This is a genomic window from Sphingomonas sp. Tas61C01 (assembly GCF_052567495.1).
Genome location: NZ_CP199583.1, coordinates 1,049,747 through 1,070,324 on the forward strand (window position 1 = coordinate 1,049,747; position 20,578 = coordinate 1,070,324).

Genomic DNA, 20,578 nt, shown 5'->3' on the forward strand with positions numbered 1-20,578 from the left:
GGGATACAGCTATATGCTCGCGGGATTTACGCCTTTCACAGAAGTCTGCCTGCGCGGGGATGACGGGAGTGGGCACCTTCCCTCAGAACGTCGTGCTCACCCCCAGCGTGAACACCCGCCCCTGCTTGTAGCGGTTGATGAACACCTGGTTGCCGCCGTCGAAGGTCTGGCTTTCCTGATACCGGGTGCCGGTCAGGTTGCGTGCCTCGGCCTTCAGCTCCCAGCGTCCGCCGAGCACCTCGAAGCCCTGCCGCCCGACCAGATCGAGCCGGATCCCCGGCTTCTCGATGATGTCGGGCTGGAAGCCGACGCCGCTGAGATTGGCCGGCCCGCGATTGGTGACGCGATCGCTGGCGTAGTTGAACAACAGCGTCAGCTGCGACAGCGAGCCCGTATCCTCGATCCCGAGCTGGACGTTGACAAGGTGGTCCGACTGGCCGGTCAGCGGCGCACCGTCACGGAACTGCGTCGCCGCCGGCCCGAAGCCCGCCTGGCACCCGCCGAGCGTCTGGTTCAGCACGTTCGGCACGCACTGCGCGTCCGACGTGATCGAGCTGTTAGTATAGGTGTAGTTCGCGATCAGCACCGCACGGCGCGTCGTGAAGAAGTCGCTCTTCAGGAAATCGAGCGGAAAGAACTTCTGCACCTCGACCTCGCCGCCGTACAGCCGCGCACTCGGCAGGTTGGTAAAGCCGGTCTGCAGCCGGTCGTCCGCGCCGGTGTAGAAGCCGACTTGTTCGACCGGATTGTCGATCCGCTTGTAGAAGCCACCGAGCGTGAAGCGCTGGTCGCGCGCGAAGAACCATTCGTACCGCGCTTCCAGATTGTAGAGCTTCGAATCGCGCAGCAGCGGGTTGCCGAAGAACAGCCGGTCCGAATCCGGATCGCGGAACTGCTGTGGCGCCAGCTCGCGGAACTGCGGCCGCGAGATGGTCTTCGACGCGCTCGCCCGCAGCTGCATGTCGGTCGCGAAGTTCCAGGTCAGCGTCGACGCCGGCAGGAAATATTCGTTGTTCAGCCGCGTCGTCGGGCTGTCGATCGGGGTCACCCGCTCGTCCGCGGTCTCGTAGCGGACGCCGATCGTGGCGCGCACCCCGTCGATCGCCTCCGCCTCGGCCTGGACATAGCCCGCATGGATCTCCAGCGAGGCGTCATAGGCATAGGCACCCAGCGGCGTGCTGAATTGCAGCTGGATGTTGTTGGCGTTGAGCGAATCGACCGACAGCAGATAGTCCGGCCGCAATAGATTGTAGGGGTAGCCCGGCGCGGTGCCGCCGCCGCGATCGGTCTGGTAGTTGAACTGCAGCCGCGTCGAATTGCGCTTGGTGTCGGCATAATAATAGCCGGTCGACAGCGTGAACGGCCGTTCGCTGTCGAGCTTGTAGGTCAGATCGCCCTGCCCGCTGTACAAATCCTCCTTCAGCGCGCTGAAGATGATCGACGCGAACGGCGAGAAGCGCTGTGTGACCTGGTACGCCCCATTGCACTGCGCACCCTCCGATCCGTTGGGATCGGTGACCGTGATCGGCAGCCCCGTCGTGGTCGTCGGCGAACACAGATAGTCGAACTGCCGCTCGTACGGCGCGTTGCGCTTCGAATTGGCATAGGCGCCACGCAGGTCTAGCTTCACCGCATCGTTGAACTTGAATTCGCCGACCAGCTGACCCTCGACCAGCTGCCGCTCGAACCAGTTGGTGTTCTGCTGGAAGCGCAGCCCGCTCGGATTGTTGTACAGCGTCGCCGACGAACCACGCCCCTGCTTCAGCGTGTCGTGGATGTAGACCGTGGTCGCGCGGATCGTGTTCTCGCCGAACTGGTAGCCGATGCCGATCAGCGCGTTGGCGACGATCCGGTTGTCGGTCAGCAGCGTCTGGTAATCGTTGCGCAGTGTGCCGTCCTGCGACACCGAATCCTGCTGCGTGGTCGATCGCGTCCGGAACGTATTGCTCGCGCTCAGCGACGCGACGACGCCGAGCCGATCCGCGCCGATGTCGAACACGGTGCCGCTGCTGAGCTCGCCCGACCAGTTGGCGGGCAGCTGATTGTTGCGCTGGAGCAGCGTCGTGTTGGCGTTGGTCAGCTGCGCGACCTGGTCGGTTGGGATGATCCCGCTGCCCTTCGGCGCGTTGCGGATGAACGCGGGCACCTTGCGGGTGCCGTCGTCGAAGCCGATCCAGTCGGCATCTCCGCCGCCATAGGTATAGCCGAGCTCGCTGGTCGTCGCGGTGTCCGCAGAGATCGACGCGCCCGCCGAGATGAAGTTCTTTTCCGGGATCGCCTTGGTCGTCAGGTTGATGACGCCGCCGCCGAACTCGCCGGGGTAGTTGACCGAATAGGTCTTCTGCACCAGCGCCGATCCGACGATGCTGGTCGGAAAGATGTCGAGCGGCACCGACCGGCGCAGCGGCTCGGGGCTCGGCAGCGGCGATCCGTTGAGCAACGACGACGAATAGCGATCGCCGAGGCCGCGGACGAACACGAAACCGTTGCCGACGACGCTGAGACCGGTAACCCGGGTCAGCGCGCCCGCGATATCGCCTTCGCCGGTCCGCGCGATGTCGTCGCTGGACAGCACCGAGATCACCTGCGCGGTGGCGCGGACGGTGTTGGGGATGTTGCGACCGACCACGACGATGTCCTCGCCCGCCGACGCGTCGTAGCCCGGGCTCGACACTTCGGTCTCCTGTTGCGCGGGGTCGCTGGCGGCGGCGTCCCCCGTCGCGGCGCCGGCCTGCGGGGCGGGGGTCGGCGTCGCGGCGGGCGGCGGGGTCGCCGGCGCCGGTGCCGCACCGCCGCTGGTCTGGGCGAGCGCCGCAGGGGCGACCAGCGTCGATGTCAGCAGGAGAAGCGTTCCATAGGCAAGGCGCTTGTGCATGGCCTGGTATCCCGATCTTGAATTCATAGGCGAAGCCGGGGCGGCCTTCGCGACCACCCCGGCTCCACGGCTCGTCATGCCTGGTGCGGGGCTCAGCGGCCCTGGCAGGCGAAGTAGATCGAGTTGAACACCGGCGGCCCGACGTCCTGCAGCGCGGCATCGGCGGGACGGACGGTGGTCCGGCCGCCTGCGGTCTGCTCGCCCGCGATGACGTTGAGACAGGCGACCCCGTTCGGCGTCTTCACCACGCCGTTGACGAAGGTCATGTCCGCCCCGCCACGCAGCCGGATCGCCGCCGGGGCGAGCGCGGTCTGGATGAAGGTGAAGTTGGCGTAGCGTCCGAAGGTCCGCGGCAGCAGGTCCTCGGCATTGTTCGAATCGATCTCGGTCGAGAAGGAATCGGACGTCGCGCCGCTCAGCTTCTGCGCGGTGATCATAAACTGGATGAAGCCGCGATAGCCGTTGTCGATGTCGAAGCCGTCATCGTCGGCCCCGGTCATCACCATGTATTTCATGTTGGTAGTGCCGCCGAAGATCTCCACGCCGTCGTCCGACGAATTGTGGCTCTGGACGTGGTCGATCACGGTCCCCGACCCAGTGCCGCCCAGCGTCAGGCCCTGCAGCTCGTTGCCGTCGCTGATCGCGATGCCGCTGTAGCGGATCTGGACGTACTGGAACGCACCGCTGCTGTCCGCCGCGGTCGGCCCGCCGTAGAAGCGCCCGGTGACGCCCTCGATGGCTTGCTGGCAGGTCGTGCTGCTGCCCGCCGCATTGTTCGGGCCGGTGCCGGCGGCGCACACGCCGACCGGCGCGCGACCGAGCAGGATGACCCCGCCCCACTGCCCCTGCGTCGCATCGCTGACGGCGTTGGCCGCCAGGTTCTGCTGCGAGGTGAAGATGATCGGGTTGGTCGCGGTGCCGACCGCGTTGATCTTGGCACCGCGGTTGACGAGCAGCAGGTCGCTGGTCGATTCGCTGCCGTCGGCAGCGAGCACCACGCCCGGCTCGATGTTCAGCACAGCGCCCGAATCCGCGCCGGTCGTGCCGACATCGGTCCCGACTTCGGTCTGACCGCGGAAGCGGTAGAACACGCCCGCGATCTTCGGCAGGTTGAGCGTGCCGGTAATGACGGTCGGCAGGCGGCAGGCGCGGAACGTCTGCACCAGGCCGTCGTCGATCGTGCCGGTCGGGCAGGCGGCGCTGGCGCCGCCGCTGCCGATCGCGGGCACCGCGGTGCAGGCCGCGCCCGACCCGCCGAACTGCGCGCTCGACGAATTACAGGTCCATCCCTGGAAGGCGGTGTCGGTCGGCCCGTTCACCGCGCCGACGAAGTTGGTGCTGGTGAAGAAGCTGTTGAGCGTCGACGGGTCGGTCGCCGGGGTCAGCGACGTCGCGCTCGTCGGGTAGATGCCGTTCAGCGTGTTCGACACGCCGTTGACGTTGTTGTTGCTGCCCGCATTGACCAGCGCGAACTGCTCGTCGGCGGTGACCGAGATGGTGTTGACGGTGGTGACCGCGGCGAACTGCGCGGCAGTGATCGCGGCGACGCCCGGGGTCGGGGTCGGCGACGGCGCGGGTGCCGGCGGATTGATCACGACCGTGCCCGCCCCCGGCGAAGCGACGCTGTCGGCGCCACCGCAGCTGCCGAGCGCGAGCGCGGCGGCGCTGGTGAGAAGAGTAAGGCTCAAGCGCGTGTAGCTCGCCATGACGGAAGACTCCCGGTCGATTTCGTTGCGTTGCGGGCGGAGTGCCCAGCGATCGACTCAGGTCCCCCGACGCCGATCCCGATCCGGCGCCTAGGGGTCGATGATGACTCTACGATGAGACTTCCGTGACAGTCCGGTTACAGTGAGGTTCAGCAACCATATGCGGCATGCCAACCTGCGCCGAGGGCGCTCCCGCAGCGTCAGCACCGACGATGACGACGGACGACGTGGTCGCTATTTGGTGGGAACAGTTGACTTCACCAGCTCGTCGAACTGCTTCTTCGTCAGCTCCAACATCAGTCCGCGCTTGTTCTTGCCGAAAGCCTCGGCAGGAACGGCGACCCTGCCCGCACCGGACGCCACCGTCACGCTGAGCGCATCGACGCGCTCGACATCGCCAAGCATCTGACCGCGCTTATCGAAGATGTGGCTGCCGGGCAGCAGATCGCCACTGGTGGCCGCCACTGCACCACCGCCGACTGACCCAATCGCATCGACTTGCTGGACCCGCTTGGCTCGCCTTGCATTGTTGACATCGTCCAGGGCCGAATAGTCGGTCGCCTTATCATGGGCCGAGGCGTCGTAGTTCAGGCCGGCACCCGGTGTCGGGCTACTGCCCATCGGCGGCGCGACCTGTGCCGTTGCTGTGCCGCTGCACAGCGCCAACAAGGCTACGGCCCTCGCTATTCTCGACTTCATTGCCTCACCCCCACCCGAAACCTATCAACTCTACGGACTTAGCTTGGTGCAGACAATCGATCCACTCAGCCGCCCTGGAGCGAGCCCGGACAAACGAAGAGGCAGGAAACCGATGCTTCCTGCCTCTCGAAGATGGTGGGCGCGGCTGGGATTGAACCAGCGACCCCTGCGGTGTGAACACAGTGCTCTACCACTGAGCTACGCGCCCGGACGCCTTGCGGGCGAAACCGGAGGCGGGCAATTAGTCGGCGAAGCGCGTGCTGTCCAGCCCCGCCACGCCGACGCTCCGCGCCTTAATTCACCGAGTCCTTCAGCCCCTTGCCCGCCTTGAACTTGGGCTGGGTCGATGCCTTGATCGTCATCGGTTCGCCGGTCCGGGGATTGCGGCCAGTCGATGCCTTACGCTTCGAGATCGAGAAGGTCCCGAACCCCACCAGACGCACCTCGTCACCCTTCTTCAAGCTTCCCGAAATCGCATCGAACACCGCTTCGACCGCCTTGGATGCGTCGCCCTTGGTCAAGCCGGACGTATCCGCGACCGTCGCGATCAGCTCCATCTTATTCATCAACTACCCCCGTGAGAAATCGTCGGGCGCTGCCACACGAGAATCGTTGGCGCAGCCGAGCCGCTAATAAGGCGGGCCGGCGGACCCGAGTCAATCCGCTCTACCCCCCGGAACGGCTCCACCCGCCGTGGCAACACCGCCCCGGCGCGACAAAAAGCGACGAGCTCTGACGATAGGTACGCGAAAGACGGGCCGGGCGGTCCGGTTGATCTATGTCAACGAATCGGTCCGGCCCGGATCCATCAATGATGGAGTTCGCCGCCGACCGGGGCGATCGGCGCCGGCGGCAGCGCCGCGAGCTCGTCCGCATCGGTCCAGGTGATCGCCTCCAGCGGCTCGGTCAGCGCCAGCCGCAGCACCTCGTCGACGTGGTTGACCGGGATGATCGTCAGCCCGTCCTTGATGTTCTGCGGGATCTCGGCGAGATCCTTCTCGTTCTCCTGGGGGATCAGCACGGTCTCGATCCCGCCGCGCAGCGCCGCGAGCAGCTTCTCCTTCAGCCCCCCGATAGGCAGCACCCGGCCGCGCAGCGTGACCTCGCCGGTCATCGCGATCTCGCGCTTCACCGGCACACCCGTCAGCGTCGACACGATCGAGGTGACGATGCCGATGCCCGCCGACGGGCCATCCTTCGGCACCGCGCCTTCGGGAAGGTGGATGTGGATGTCCTTGCGCGCGAACAGGCTCGGCTTGATCCCGTAGCTCGGGCTCCGCGCCTTAACGAAGCTGAACGCGGTCTCGATCGATTCCTTCATCACGTCGCCGAGCTTGCCGGTCACCTTCGCCGCGCCCTTGCCCGGCACGGTGACGCTCTCGATCGTCAGCAGCTCGCCGCCGACCTCGGTCCAGGCCAGACCGGTGACCGCGCCGATCTGGTGCTCGGTCTCGCTCAGCCCGTGGCGGAACTTCTGCACCCCCGCATAGTCGCCGAGATTGTCGGGCGTGATCACCACGCTCGCCATCTTGCCCTCGAGGATGCGGCGCAACGCCTTGCGCGCCAGCTTGGCGATCTCGCGCTCGAGCGTGCGCACCCCGGCCTCGCGCGTGTAACGCTGGATGAGCGCGCGCAGCCCGTCCTGGGTCAGCTCGAACTCGCCGGGCTTCAGCCCGTGCGCCTCGATCTGCTTGGCGATCAGATGCCGCTCGGCGATCTCGACCTTCTCGTCCTCGGTATAGCCTTCCAGACGGATGATCTCCATCCGGTCGAGCAGCGGCTGCGGCAGGTTCAGCGTGTTCGCGGTGGTCACGAACATCACGTCCGACAGGTCGATGTCGACCTCCAGATAATGATCCTGGAATTTGCTGTTCTGTTCCGGATCCAGCACCTCGAGCAGCGCCGAAGCGGGATCGCCGCGGAAATCCTGGCCGAGCTTGTCGATCTCGTCGAGCAGGAACAACGGATTGCTCGTCCCGGCCTTCTTCAAATTGGTGACGATCTTGCCCGGCAGCGAGCCGATATAGGTCCGGCGATGGCCGCGGATCTCGGCCTCGTCGCGCACCCCGCCCAGCGACTGACGGATGAACTCGCGCCCGGTCGCCTTGGCGATCGATTTGCCCAGGCTGGTCTTGCCGACGCCCGGCGGGCCGACGAGGCACAGGATCGGCCCCTTCAGCTTGTTGGTGCGCGCCTGGACCGCGAGATATTCGACGATCCGGTCCTTCACCTTCTCCAGCGCGTAATGATCCTCGTCGAGCGTCAGCTGCGCTGCGGCGATGTCCTTCTTGATCTTGGACTTCTTGCCCCAGGGCAGGCCGAGCAGCACGTCGAGATAGTTGCGCACCACGGTCGCCTCGGCACTCATCGGCGCCATCGTCTTCAGCTTCTTCAGCTCCGCGGTCGCCTTCGTCCGCGCTTCCTTGGACAGCTTCAACGTTGCGATCTTCTGGGTCAGCTCGGCGATCTCGTCGCCGTCGCCCTCGTCGCCCTCGTTGCCGAGCTCGCGCTGGATCGCCTTCAACTGTTCGTTGAGGTAATATTCGCGCTGGGTCTTCTCCATCTGGCGCTTGACCCGGCTCTTAATCTTCTTTTCGACCTGCAGGACGCCGAGCTCGCCCTCCATCAGCGCGAATGCCATCTCCAGCCGCTTGGCGGGATCGAGCTCCACCAGCAGCGCCTGCTTGTCGGCGACCTTCACCGAGATGTTGGCCATCACCGCGTCGGACAGCTTGCCCGCATCCTCCAGCTCGCCGAGCTGCACCGCGGTCTCGGCGGGCAGCTTGCGGTTGAGCTTGGCGTAATTCTCGAACTGGTCGACCACCGACCGCATCAGCGCCGCGACCTCGGTGCCTTCCGCCTCGAGATCGTCGACCGGGTCGATCGTCGCGGTCAGGAACTCGCCCGCCTCGACCAGCTCGTTCAGCCGGCCGCGCGCCTTGCCCTCGACCAGCACGCGGACCGTGCCGTCAGGCAGCTTCAGCAGCTGCAGCACCGTCGCGGTGACGCCGATCTCGTACAGGTCCTCGCGCGCCGGATCGTCCTGCGCGGGATCGAGCTGCGCGACGAGGAAGATCTCCTTGTCCGCCGCCATCGCGGCCTCCAGCGCCGCGACCGATTTGTCGCGGCCGACGAACAGCGGCACGATCATGTGCGGGAAGACGACGATGTCACGCAGGGGAAGGACGGGATAATGGGTCATGCATACTCCGGTGGGGCGCGCCCACGCGCCCCTCAACGGTCCTATATATGGGGAGCGGCGGCGATCCATCAATCGTCGCCTCGATGGACCTTGTCTTCGTGTCGGCGACGCGCGAAACCCCCTCCCTCGCTACACCGCCGGGGCTGCTACCTAGATGATGTTTCGCCTGTCGCTCGTTACCGCCCTGCTCGCCGCCGCCGCCCCGCCCTCGCCCGCCACGGCGTCCGAGCCGGGCAAGCCCGCGATCACGCCGCAGACCGCGCAATCGGGCGGCGCGCTCGATCCGGCCCAGAAGAGGCTGCGGCTCGACACCGTCGATCTCGCGATCGAGGTCGATCCCGAGCGTGAGGTGATCAACGGCGTCGCGACCCTCACCCTCACTGCGCTCGCGCGCACCGATCGCGTCGTCGTCGATCTCGACAAGAACTACACCGTCACCTCGGTTACGATCGACGGGGTCGACGCCGCGAGCTTCGCCAATCCCGAAGGGCGGATGACGATCAAGCTCGTCAAGCGCGTCGCCGCCCAGACCAAGCTCGCGGTCAGGATCGTCTATGGCGGTCGCCCGCATGTCGCGGTGCGCGCGCCGTGGGACGGTGGCTTCGTCTGGTCCAAGACCAGGGACGGCCGGCCATGGATGGGATCGGCGGTGCAGATGGAGGGCTGCGACCTCGTCTGGCCGTGCATCGACTTCCCGACCTACGAGCCCGACAAGATCGATCTCCACATCACCGTGCCGAAGGGGCTGAAGGCCCCCGCCGCGGGCAAGTTGGTCGGCGTCGAGATGCTGCCCGACGGCCGTTCGATCTGGAACTGGGAAGCGCGCAACCCAACCCTTTACGGCATCGCGCTCAGCGTCGGCCCCTATGAGGAACTGACCGGCACCTACAAGAGCCGCTTCGGCAACGAGATCCCGCTGCATTACTGGTATCTGCCGGGCGAGAAGGACAAGGCCGAAAAGCTCTTTGCCGAATTCGCACCGACGCTCGACTTCTTCGAACGCACGATCGGCCCCTACCCATTCGCGGACCAGAAGGTCGGCGTTGTCGAGACCCCCTATAGGGGCATGGAGCACCAGACGATCAACGCCTACGGCAACGATTACGCCAAGACGCAGTGGGGCTTCGACGACCTCTTCCAGCATGAATTCGCGCACGAATGGTTCGCCAACCAGATGACGGTGGCCGACTGGGACGATCTGTGGCTCCACGAAGGCTTCGCCAGCTACATGCAGCCGCTCTACGGCCGCTGGCTGGCGGGCGATGCGACCTACGACGCGATGATGCTCGCCAGCCGCCCCGGCATCCAGGCCAGGTCTCCGCTCGTCGCCGGCAAGCCGCAGACCGCCGAGGAAGTCTACGATAAGCAGCCCGGCCGCGGCGCGGACGTCTATACCCGCGGTTCGTGGACGCTCCACACACTGCGCAATCTGGTCGGCGACCGCGTGTTCTTCGACTGGATCAGGATGATCGTGTACGGTCGCATCGATCCCGCCCCCGGCAACTTCACCCCCCTGTACCGCACCACGCCCGAGGTCGCCGCGGCGCTGAAGCAGCTCACCGGCACCGATTACGGCTGGTTCTTCGACGTCTATCTCTACCAGGCCGCGCTACCGCAGCTGATCCAGACCCGCACCGGCGACCGCCTCACGCTGCGCTGGAAGACCACGGGCGACAAACCCTTCCCGCTCCCGATCGAGGTCCAGATCGACGACCGCCTCGAAAAGCTCCCGATGACCGGCAACACCGCCACGCTGACGGTTCCCATCGGCGCGCACGTGGTGATCGACCCGATGAGCCGCGTGCTCCGCCAGTCCGACACGATCGACGCGTTCCAGGCGTGGAAGGCGGCGCAAGCCGCGGGGAAGTGAGGGCGTCCGCGATTTGCCCGATCGCGCGGAGGCTCCGTGCCGCTCCTACCGTCAGGCGGATCGATAGAGTTGATCGCGACTTTTGAGGATGAAGGCGTGAACGAAGTCGCACGAAGCGGCCTTCGTCTCGTCCTCGTAGAACCAGTCGCCGAACGCGTCCGCCTCCACTTGCGGCGGATCGATGAAGTCCAGAAACCGCTCTCCCCCGCTCGGAATTTCACCGGCTTCGACAGCTTCGCGGTAGCGCCATTCCAGAAGCCAGTCCGGGTGGGAAGCCTCGACTTGGGCGAGATCGCTGGCCCCGATCCACTGCCACCAGCGTTTTTCCCTGCGCGCCAGGTGGCGGATCAAGCGTGCACGACTTGCCTGCCATTTGTCGGGTTCGTCCTCTCGCGGCACTGGCCTGATCAAACAGGGGCTATCCGCATCGCCTGCCTGCTCGGTCATCGCCCGCCGGAACCGGTCACGCAAATCGGGCCAATCGAGCGCATCGACGGCATTCACCGCTTCGGAAAGATTGGCGGCGAAGTTCTCGCAAAATTGCGTGAATCCTCCATTGCAGACCTGCCCAATGACGTCCGACCACATCATGAGCGTTCGCTGAGCGGGCGTGAGCTGTTGATTCCCGGGATGGCCGAAGAAGTTCCACCCTTCCACATCCATCACCGATCCAACATGCACCAAGCTCTCGCCGGTCATCCAAGATCGCGGATGAACGTAAGCTGCCGCTTCGGCGAACTCACGTTCAGTCATCAGCGGCCGAGTGTCGATCATGCAGCCATCTCCTTGCAGCTACGATCTACGAACGCGACCTCCAAGGCAATACCGAAGCGTAGCGCAGGCCCTTGTTAAATAATTTCCGCTGGATCAGCGGCCTGGTTAGCAGGCGCACTAAATTACCTGACGCAATCTGCTGCGTGCCGAGATCAATTGCTGCAGCAGTTTACTTCTATCGTCACCAGCAATATGCTGAGATCAGAACAGAGATCTGATGCAAATCGGACATTTATCGAATGATATATTCGCACATAAAATCAAATATAAATATATTCGATGAGTCAGAGACCTGATGTACTCGATCAACCTCTACACCAATCATACAGCGTCTAGATTTTTGTCGTGTAGATATTGAGAATTAATTTGGCCTAACTGGTGCTACGCTGAAGCAGGGCCGCTGAAGCCGACCGCACTTACGCCGGTGTTGGTCCCGACCGGCAGCAACAGATACGCACGCTCGCGGTTCGCAGGGCATCATTGTGCAAATTCGGCAAACCGCGTTGCAAGCGCGCACCGTCGGCGTTGGCCGGGCACCGATCGAACCGGTCGCCGGTATCCCGCCCCACAAACAAAAAGCCCGGCCACCGCTTCCGTCGAAGCAGCAGCCGGGCTGTGTCGTCACCGATCCCGCAGGATCAGGCGGCGAGGATTACGCGTAGACGACGCGGACGTTGCTGCGACGGCGCGAGCGCATCGCCTGGCCGACCAGACCGAAGCCGATCAGCATCATCATCCAGGTCGACGGCTCGGGAACCGCGAACACGACGTTGTCGACTTCGAGCGCCGGACCGCGGCTCAGGAAGCGGATGCCCGAGATCGACTCGCCGACGCCGGCCTTGAAGGTGATACGACGGTTGGTCGACGGCAACGACTGGTTACCGTTCGCATCCGCAACAAACTGTCCGCCAGCGAAGCTCTGAAGCACGGCACCCGCGCTGTTCAGGATCTGCACGGTGTTGAACGAGTCGATCGAACCGAGGAAGATGCTGACCGACGAATACGCCATCGTCGACGCCAGCGTCGCGATACCGCCAGGGTTGACCGACAGGTACGGGTTGGACGTGCTCGAGAAAGCAGGCGTAGCACGCACGCCGGCGATGTTGCCCGCAGCGACCGCGTAGCCGGTGCCCGTCAGCGTGAAGCCGGTCGGCAGCGCGCCGTTGAAATCGACGAGCGTGCCCGCGGTCGGCGCGAAGCTGGCGACGCTGCCGGGGGTGGTCACGAACGTAACCGCAGCCGCGGGGCTGGCGATCGCCGCTGCCGCGACCGTCGCAATAGCAAGAATGGTCTTCATCATCGTTTTTCTCCCTGGGGCAGGACCCGAATGCCGATGCAAGCGAGCAACCGATGACCCCCCTTTAGGAGCGCTTCGTGTCACTATCATTGCAGCGCATCATCTAAAGCTTAATTCCTTCGCAACTGCAACATTTTTCGTCGCGTTAACGAATCGCCGATCCCGAAATAGGACATGGCCCGGCGCCGGGTCTTGCGATACCAGCCCAGCGGCAGCGGTAGAGCCCGTGTTGATAGCCACAGCCCGCAGGGGAGCAAACCGATGAACCGACAGGACAGTGGCGAACCGGCGCCGATCGACGCGACGGGGACGCTCGCCCCGGTCGTCGCGGTGACGGTCACCTACAACAGCGCCGACGTGCTCGACGATTTTCTCGCAAGCATGGAGCGCCAGCACGGCGATTGGTCGCTGATCATCGTTGACAATGCCAGCACCGACGGCACCCGACGACGATTGGAACGGATCGACAGCGACCGTATTCTTGTCATCCTGAATCCGACCAACGACGGATTTGCCGCCGGCACCAACATCGGCATCAGGGCGGCGCTCGATGGCGGCGCTACGTCGGTCCTGCTCCTGAACAACGATACCGTATTCGAGGCGGACATGATCGTCGGATTATCTTCGCGCCTGGCGGATAGCGGCGCGGACGCGATCTCGCCGGTCATCGTCTTCGATCACGATCCGAACCTGATCTGGTATGCCGGTGGCCATCTCGACTGGACGCGCGGCGTGAAGGTCATCCACGAGCATTTCGAACAGCCGGTCGCGCTCGCAGGAACGGCTCCGTTCGAAACGGGCTTCTGCCCGGCCTGCTGCATGCTGTTCACACGATCGGCGATGGAAACCGCGGGCCTGCTCGACGAAGATTTCTTTGTCTACTGGGAGGACGCCGAGCATTGTCTACGGATGCACGCCGCGGGGCTCAAGATCGTCGTGACACCGGCGCTGCGCATCCGGCACAAGGCAAGCATCCTCACCGGCGGCATGATGTCCGACTTCTCGCTCTACCAGCAATACAAGAACCGGATCATCCTGCTGCGCAAGGCAGCCAATCCGCTGATGTTGGTCTATAGCGTGAGCGTCGTGTCGGCCGCGGTCGTGGGACGCTATCTCTTCAAGGGCGACCCAAGACGCGGCGCGGCACTTCGACTGAAGGCGGTCTGGGCCGGGATCCGCGCGCCACTGCGCAAGGGCCGCCCATCGTGACCGCCGCCACTTGCCTTCAAGCTCAGGTCCTGGCCCGGTGAAGATACTCTACATGACGCTCGCCCGGATCGGAGACCGCTCCTTCGGCGGAGCGATGCGCGCCAACTACATCTACGATGCGCTCCGCGACGTCGCCGATGTCGATACGCTGGTGATCCATGGCGGGCCGGATTTCGCGCTCGGCAAGGAAAAGGACGAGCGTGGCATCCGCACCGCACTGATCAGCCATTGGGGCTGGTCCGTCGAGGCCCTGCGCCAGCGCCGGTTGGTAAGCGGATGGGTCGCTTCGGCCATCCAGGAGGGCGGCTACGATCTGATCGTCGCCCAATATGTCGGCATTGCCGGGCTGGTCCCGTCCAGCGCGCACGATCGGCTGATCTTCGACGCCGACGACTTCGTCAAATCCGCGGTCGCGGGCTCCGGCGTCAGGCTGGCGCATCGCATCAAGATGGGTGTCCGCAACCTGGTCGCCCGGCGGCTCGCGCGTCGCGCGCTCCACGTCTGGTACTCCAACCCGACTCCCGAGCATCTGCCCCCGAGCGAGCGGCGGAGCTGGCTACCCAACGTCATCGCGCTGCCGGACCCCGATCGCCCGCGCGCCGCCGCGATCCCGGGGCGGCTGCTGATGGTCGGGTTCTTCTCCCACCAGCCGAACATCGACGGCCTTGCGTGGTTCTGCGCCAATGTCTGGCCAGCGGTCAGAGCGCGCGTACCCCATGCCGAACTCCACGCCGTCGGCCGCCACGAACCCGAGCACGTCGCGCTGCTGCCCGAGGTCAACTTCCGCGGCTACGTCGACGACCTGCCGACGACCTACGACGAGGCCGCGCTGGTCATCGCACCGGTCATCTCGGGCGGCGGCACACAGATCAAAGTGATCGACGCCCTAGCCCACGGCCGGCCGACCTTGGTGTCGGCGTTCGCGCATGCCGGGTTCGCCGATGATCTGCACGACCGCGAGCATCTGAGCGTCGCATCCTCGCCTGCGGAGTGGATCGAGCAGTGCGTCGACGCCCTGCAGCATCCGGACCGCACGTCCGCCTTGGCCGAGCGCGGGGAAGCAAAGGTGCATGCAGCGTATAGCTCGGATCGCCTGAAGATTCTGGTGAAGGCGACTATCGGATCGTTTTGTGACGGTGTGTCCTCGTCGAGATAGGCAGTTGGCGCGCCGCAAGCCCGAAAACCTCGTTCCGTTATGGTGCGACCGATATCCGCGTTGCGGCCACCAAGGGCTATTGCTTTCGTGCGTCCTCGCCTAAGCACCCCCCGCGTGTCGGATCATCTCGACTTTTCCGATCGAGCTCATTGCAAGGAGGGCGGCAATGGTAACTACGGTCGCATTTTATCTACCCCAATATCACCCTATCCCTGAAAACGACGAATGGTGGGGCCGCGGATTCACCGAATGGACCAACGTCGCCCGCGCCCGCCCCAAGTTCCGGGGTCACCACCAGCCGCACATTCCCGGCGAGCTTGGCTACTATGACCTGCGACTTGCCGAAGCGCGGGAACAACAAGGCGCGCTCGCCACAGAATACCGGGTCGATGCCTTCGCCTATTATCACTATTGGTTCAACGGCAAGCAGTTGCTCGAACGACCGCTGAACGAGGTGCTTAGCACCAATCAGCCTGATCAGAAGTTTCTGGTGTGCTGGGCAAACGAGAACTGGACGCGGACCTGGGACGGGCAGGAACGCAGCGTTCTTATGCACCAGAACTACGAAGACTATGATCCTGATGCGCACATCGAAGCGCTCGCACCTGCCTTCGCGGACCCGCGCTATGTGCGGGTCGACGGCAAGCCGGTCTGGATGATCTACACCGCGTCCGATCTGCCCGACCCCGGCGCTACCGTTGCGGCCTGGCGAGCCGCCGCCAAGCGGTGGGGGATCGAGGATTTGTATATCTGCGCGATGCTGGCTCGTCGCCCCCTGTCGACCGATCAGGCGCTGGCAGCGAACTTCGATGCCGTCGTCGAATTTGCCCCGCAATTCTATCCGCATCAGCGCAATTTGCGGAACCATCTCACCCTCCCCGCGCGTGCCTGGAACAAGCTGGTCGCCAGCAAGCTGGGCAAGTGGAAGATCGATCACTTCAACATCTACGACTATGACAAGGTCGTCGCCGACGGCGTTCGCTATAACCCCGAAGAACCGATCACCATCCACCCCTGCGTCGCCCCGGGCTGGGATAACACCGCCCGTCGGCCAACGACAGGCCTCGTGTGCCAGAACGACGATCCCGCGATGTATGGCAAATGGCTTGAACATGCCGTCCGTCGCGCGTCGGCACATCGACCGGCCGAGCAACTCGTATTCATTAACGCGTGGAACGAGTGGGCCGAGGGCTGCCACCTGGAGCCCGATCTGAAACACGGCCGTGCGTGGCTCGAAGCGACCCGCGACGCCGTCGAACGCGGCGAGAAATAGAGGCGATGTTAGTGGCGGGGCGGCCGGTCAGTTCCTGGCGACCGCCTTCACCACATGCTGCACGCCGAACATCAGCGGTAGCAACCGGGTGCCGGCACGCACCGCCGGGCGGCGGACTCTCCCGGGGATCTTGCCCAACAACCCACGCTGGTAGATCGGCAGTGTCGAACCCGCGGTCTGGCGCATCTCGACGACATCGAACCCGCAGCCGTCCAGCAGCGCGCGCAGCGACTTGGCGGTGAACCAGCGGAGGTGCGTCGCATCCATGATCCCCACGTCTTCATAGTCGAAGCGTCCGGACAGGATCATGGCGCGCACGCTCCAATGCGCGACGTTGGGGACCGACAGCAACAACATCCCGCCCGGCCGCAACGATGCCTTTAGCAGCGCGAGGAAGGTCTGCGACGCCGCGACATGCTCGAGCACGTCGGAACTCATCACCACGTCGAACAAACCAAGCTCGCGCTGCATGTCGCCGTCGAGTTCACCAACTCTAACGGCGATCCCGCGCGATCGCACGATCCCCGCGCGATCCTCGTCCGGCTCGACGCCCACCACGTCGTTGCCCTTGGCGCGATTGGCTATGGCTGTGACCGATCCTGTGCCGCACCCGACGTCGAGCACCCGCACGCCGGACGGCATCATGGATCGCAGGATCGACCCGACCTCCATCGGCTCTTCCGTATGGCCACTATAACGAAGCGGGTCGACCCGCTCTTTTAAAAAGCCGATCGCATGAAGATCGGGACTGGTAACTGCCTCTGCCATGATTATGCGTCCTGTTCAGGATCTCATGACAAGGAAGCTATCGCAATTGTGACTGCTGACAATAGAAGTTCGTCGTTAACGCACTAATAGCCCATTAATGACGACGTTCTCCGATCACCGGCCATGGCGTCTTGCCCCACCCCCTCAGGCCGCGTCGCCCGCCTTCTTCTTCTCCGCATACACCCGGATGGGCTCCTTGCGGCCTTCGATCACGTCCTTGTCGATCATCACCTCGTCGACGCCATCCATCCCCGGTAGCTCGAACATCGTGTCGAGCAGGATCGCCTCGAGGATCGATCGCAGCCCGCGAGCACCGGTCTTGCGGTCGATCGCCTTGCGCGCGACCTGGACCAGCGCGTCGTCGGTGAAGCCGAGCTCGACCTCCTCCATCTCGAACAGCTTCTGGTACTGCTTGACCAGCGCGTTTTTGGGCTCGCTCAGGATCTTGACCAGCGCGTCGATGTCGAGATCCTCGAGCGTCGCGATCACCGGCAGGCGGCCGACGAATTCGGGGATCAGCCCGAACTTCAGCAAATCCTCCGGCTCGGTCTGGCGCAGCATCTCGCCGGTGCGGCGTTCCTCTGGCGCGGCGACATAGGCGCCGAAGCCGATCGACTTGCCCTGCAGCCGGTCGCCGATGATCTTTTCGAGCCCGCTGAACGCGCCGCCGCAGATGAACAGGATGTTGGTGGTGTCGACCTGCAGGAATTCCTGCTGCGGATGCTTGCGCCCGCCCTGCGGCGGCACCGATGCCGTCGTGCCCTCCATCAGCTTGAGCAGCGCCTGCTGCACGCCCTCGCCCGACACGTCGCGGGTGATCGACGGGTTCTCCGCCTTGCGGCTGATCTTGTCGATCTCGTCGATATAGACGATCCCGCGCTGCGCCCGCTCGACATTATAGTCGGACGCCTGGAGCAGCTTCAGGATGATGTTCTCGACATCCTCGCCGACATAGCCCGCCTCGGTCAGCGTCGTCGCATCGGCCATCGTGAACGGCACGTCGAGGATCCGCGCCAGCGTCTGCGCCAGCAGCGTCTTGCCGCACCCGGTCGGCCCGACCAGCAGGATGTTCGACTTGGCGAGTTCGACATCGGCGCCCTTGGCGCCGTGGTTGAGCCGCTTGTAATGGTTGTGCACCGCCACCGACAGCACGCGCTTGGCCTGCTTCTGCCCGATGACATAGTCGTCGAGCACGTTGCAGATTTCCTGCGGGGTCGGCACGCCGCCGTCCTTCTTGCTCACCAGCGCCGACTTGGTCTCCTCGCGGATGATGTCGTTGCACAGCTCCACGCACTCGTCGCAGATGAAGACGGTCGGTCCCGCGATCAGCTTGCGGACCTCGTGCTGCGACTTGCCGCAGAAGGAGCAATACAGGGTGCTCTTCGAGTCGCCGCCGCTCAGCTTCGTCATTCAATCACCTCTCGCGCATGCGCGACTTGAACCGGACGCCGCGGGAAGGAGTCCCGCGGTGTCGTGGGCCGGGCATGGTAACCCGGCCCCTACGCTTTCGACAATGCCAAAAAAGGGCGATCGTCGAACCACTTGGCCGATCAGGCCGCCTTCGCCATCTCGTCGGTCGGCGCCGGCCGCTTGTCGAACACCTCGTCGATCAGCCCGAACGTCTTGGCGTCCTCGGCCGACATGAACTTGTCGCGATCCATCGCGCGCTCGATCTCTTCCAGCGGCTTGCCGGTGTACCGGGCGTACAGCGTGTTTAGATCGTGGCGCATCCGCAGGATCTCGCGCGCCTGGATCTCGATGTCCGCCGCCATGCCCTGCGCGCCGCCCGACGGCTGGTGGATCATGATCCGGCTGTTGGTCGTCGCGACCCGCATTCCCGGCTCGCCCGCCGACAGCAGGAAGCTGCCCATCGATGCCGCCTGGCCGATGCACAGCGTGCCGACGCGCGGGCGGATGTACTGCATCGTGTCGTGGATCGCCATGCCTGCCGTCACCACCCCGCCCGGCGAGTTGATGTACATGAAGATGTCCTTCTTCGGGTTCTCGGATTCGAGAAACAGCAGCTGCGCGCAGATCAGCGACGCCATGCCGTCCTCGACCCCGCCGGTCACGAAGATGATCCGTTCGCGCAGCAGCCGCGAGAAGATGTCGAACGACCGCTCGCCGCGGTTCGACTGCTCGATCACGATCGGCACCAGGCCAGCGCGACCGGGCACGACTCCGACGCCGGCGTTCGCCAGGGGAGCCATATAATCGCCGGTCTCGAATACGCCCGACTCGAACGAACTGTGCATGAAATTCTCTCTTATGCCCTCGGAACCGCCAACATCGGCGCTTGCGCTTGGTAGTTCAAGCCCGCCCCCGGCATCATAGGATGCGGGTCACGCCCCCGGTGCCCTCAACGCCAGATACGCCAGCCGCCGCACTTCCCGCCGCCCGCGCACCACCGTATCCAGGATCAGCCCTGCGAAGACGTTAAGCGCCGCCAGGATCACCAGCCCGGTCACCAGGATCGCAGTCGGGAAGCGCGGCACCAGCCCGGTCTCGACATAGGTGATCGCCAGCGGCACCGCGAGCACCACCGCGGCGATCGTCAGCAGCAGCCCGATCGTACCGAAGAACAGCATCGGCCGCTCGATCCGATACAGCGTCGCGATGGTCCGCAGGATCCGCCAGCCATCGCCATAGGTGCTGAGCTTCGACGTCGATCCTTCCGGCCGCGCGAAATACCGCGTCTCGATCTCGGCGCACGGCATCTTCAGTTCGAGCGCGTGGACGCTGATCTCGGTCTCGATCTCGAACCCCGCCGACAGCGACGGGAAGCTCTTCACGAAGCGCCGCGAGAACACCCGGTAACCCGACAAAATGTCGGTGAAGCTGCGCCCGAACAGCCGCGCCAACATGCCCGTCAGCAGCGCGTTGCCGAACCGGTGCCCCCGACGATAGGCGAGCTCGATCTCGCTGATCCGACTGCCGACGATCATGTCGAACTGCTCGTCGATCAGCCGCGCGATCAGCCCCGGCGCCGCCTCCGCGTCGTAGGTCGCGTCGCCATCGGCCATGACGTAGATGTCGGCATCGATGTCCGCGAACATCCGCCGAACGACCGCGCCCTTGCCCTGGATCCGCTCGCACCGCACGATCGCTCCTGCCGCGCGCGCCACCTCCGCCGTGCGATCGCTGCTGTTGTTGTCGTAGACGTAGATCCGCGCCTCCGGCAGCGCCGCACGAAAGCTCGCGACCGTCTGCGCGACCGCCGCTTCCTCGTTGAAGCACGGCAGCAGGACCGCGATCTTGGGCGTGGTTACCGGCATGGCGAGATCTGCCTGGCGCTTCCGGTGCTCTGCCAACTTCCACCACCCCGGCGGAGACCGGGGCTCAGGTGCGAGACACTGGTAACGGCGCTCATCGCTTCGTTACTTCCCTCGCCGCAACTCGGCCCCGGCCTCCGCCGGGGTGCTGCCGTCGCCATGCCAGCTACCCGTGCCCCCGCGAAGGCGAGACCTCTGCAAAAATCGCCGAATTCGCCAGATCCCTTCGTCACCCCGCACTCGTTCCGGGTTCCACCGTCCCGCAAGATCAACGGCTTATGCCCGTGCGGAACAGTGGATCCCGGAACGAGCCCGGGATGACGGAGCGAGTTTCGCAGAGGCCTCACGAAGGCGGGAGCCCAGGACCAAGCAGAATCGACATACGTTGCTCTGCTCAACCCTGGATCTCCGCCTTGGCGGGGATACGATCCCGGGCCGTCACCAGCCGCCTGATCTGTGCAACGCCCCGGCCGGCAC

Annotated in this window: 15 protein-coding genes and 1 tRNA gene; 4 read left to right on the plus strand and 12 right to left on the minus strand. The window is 64.7% G+C overall.

Translation table 11 applies throughout. The features are described 5' to 3' along the window. Positions 1-82: 82 nt before the first annotated feature. From ACT009_RS04905 to lon, 6 genes are all read right to left on the minus strand, one after another. Positions 83-2,875 (minus strand): TonB-dependent receptor domain-containing protein, encoded by a 2,793-nt coding sequence (locus tag ACT009_RS04905; RefSeq protein WP_445193241.1) that lies wholly within the window; start codon positions 2,873-2,875, stop codon positions 83-85. A gap of 92 nt (positions 2,876-2,967) precedes the next feature. Beyond that, a complete protein-coding gene (locus ACT009_RS04910; RefSeq protein WP_445193242.1) occupies positions 2,968-4,563 on the minus strand; it encodes a hypothetical protein in 1,596 nt (531 codons plus the stop codon). 252 nt (positions 4,564-4,815) lie between these two features. Then, positions 4,816-5,247, minus strand: coding sequence for a hypothetical protein (locus ACT009_RS04915; protein ID WP_445193243.1), 432 nt, complete (start codon positions 5,245-5,247; stop codon positions 4,816-4,818). 166 nt (positions 5,248-5,413) lie between these two features. Continuing rightward, positions 5,414-5,488: transfer RNA gene (locus tag ACT009_RS04920), tRNA-Val, on the minus strand. An 85-nt stretch (positions 5,489-5,573) separates the two neighbouring features. Then, on the minus strand, positions 5,574-5,846 hold the full coding sequence (locus ACT009_RS04925) for an HU family DNA-binding protein (RefSeq protein ID WP_445193244.1): 273 nt from the start codon (positions 5,844-5,846) through the stop codon (positions 5,574-5,576). Positions 5,847-6,088: 242 nt separating this feature from the next. Beyond that, entirely contained in the window at positions 6,089-8,482 is a 2,394-nt protein-coding gene (gene lon, locus ACT009_RS04930) for an endopeptidase La (RefSeq protein WP_445193245.1), read from the minus strand. 157 nt (positions 8,483-8,639) lie between these two features. On the opposite strand from lon, the gene ACT009_RS04935 reads away from it, so the two are divergent. Then, on the plus strand, positions 8,640-10,352 hold the full coding sequence (locus tag ACT009_RS04935; RefSeq protein ID WP_445194021.1) for a M1 family metallopeptidase: 1,713 nt from the start codon (positions 8,640-8,642) through the stop codon (positions 10,350-10,352). Between the two features lie 51 nt (positions 10,353-10,403). Here the strand turns inward: ACT009_RS04935 and ACT009_RS04940 are convergent, their stop codons facing one another. After that, positions 10,404-11,126, minus strand: a complete 723-nt coding sequence (locus ACT009_RS04940) for a DMP19 family protein (RefSeq protein WP_445193246.1) — start codon at positions 11,124-11,126, stop codon at positions 10,404-10,406. Positions 11,127-11,778: 652 nt separating this feature from the next. Beyond that, positions 11,779-12,426: a PEPxxWA-CTERM sorting domain-containing protein gene (locus tag ACT009_RS04945; RefSeq protein ID WP_445193247.1), complete on the minus strand. Its 648-nt coding sequence runs from the start codon at positions 12,424-12,426 to the stop codon at positions 11,779-11,781. Positions 12,427-12,684: 258 nt separating this feature from the next. On the opposite strand from ACT009_RS04945, the gene ACT009_RS04950 reads away from it, so the two are divergent. The 3 genes from ACT009_RS04950 (at position 12,685) to ACT009_RS04960 (ending at position 16,061) form a co-directional block, all read left to right on the plus strand. Next, positions 12,685-13,632, plus strand: a complete 948-nt coding sequence (locus ACT009_RS04950; RefSeq protein ID WP_445193248.1) for a glycosyltransferase family 2 protein — start codon at positions 12,685-12,687, stop codon at positions 13,630-13,632. Positions 13,633-13,669: 37 nt separating this feature from the next. After that, positions 13,670-14,788 (plus strand): glycosyltransferase, encoded by a 1,119-nt coding sequence (locus ACT009_RS04955; protein ID WP_445193249.1) that lies wholly within the window; start codon positions 13,670-13,672, stop codon positions 14,786-14,788. A gap of 166 nt (positions 14,789-14,954) precedes the next feature. Beyond that, positions 14,955-16,061: a glycosyltransferase WbsX family protein gene (locus tag ACT009_RS04960; RefSeq protein ID WP_445193250.1), complete on the plus strand. Its 1,107-nt coding sequence runs from the start codon at positions 14,955-14,957 to the stop codon at positions 16,059-16,061. Between the two features lie 27 nt (positions 16,062-16,088). Here the strand turns inward: ACT009_RS04960 and ACT009_RS04965 are convergent, their stop codons facing one another. The 4 genes from ACT009_RS04965 to ACT009_RS04980 all read right to left on the minus strand — a co-directional run bounded on the left by ACT009_RS04965 (position 16,089) and on the right by ACT009_RS04980 (position 20,104). Then, complete coding sequence (locus ACT009_RS04965) at positions 16,089-16,829, minus strand: class I SAM-dependent methyltransferase (protein ID WP_445193251.1); 741 nt, start codon at positions 16,827-16,829, stop codon at positions 16,089-16,091. A gap of 144 nt (positions 16,830-16,973) precedes the next feature. Next, on the minus strand, positions 16,974-18,239 hold the full coding sequence (gene clpX, locus ACT009_RS04970; RefSeq protein WP_375420934.1) for an ATP-dependent Clp protease ATP-binding subunit ClpX: 1,266 nt from the start codon (positions 18,237-18,239) through the stop codon (positions 16,974-16,976). Between the two features lie 140 nt (positions 18,240-18,379). Continuing rightward, positions 18,380-19,084 (minus strand): ATP-dependent Clp protease proteolytic subunit, encoded by a 705-nt coding sequence (locus ACT009_RS04975; protein ID WP_445193252.1) that lies wholly within the window; start codon positions 19,082-19,084, stop codon positions 18,380-18,382. A gap of 87 nt (positions 19,085-19,171) precedes the next feature. After that, a complete protein-coding gene (locus ACT009_RS04980; protein ID WP_445194022.1) occupies positions 19,172-20,104 on the minus strand; it encodes a glycosyltransferase family 2 protein in 933 nt (310 codons plus the stop codon). Positions 20,105-20,578: the final 474 nt, after the last annotated feature.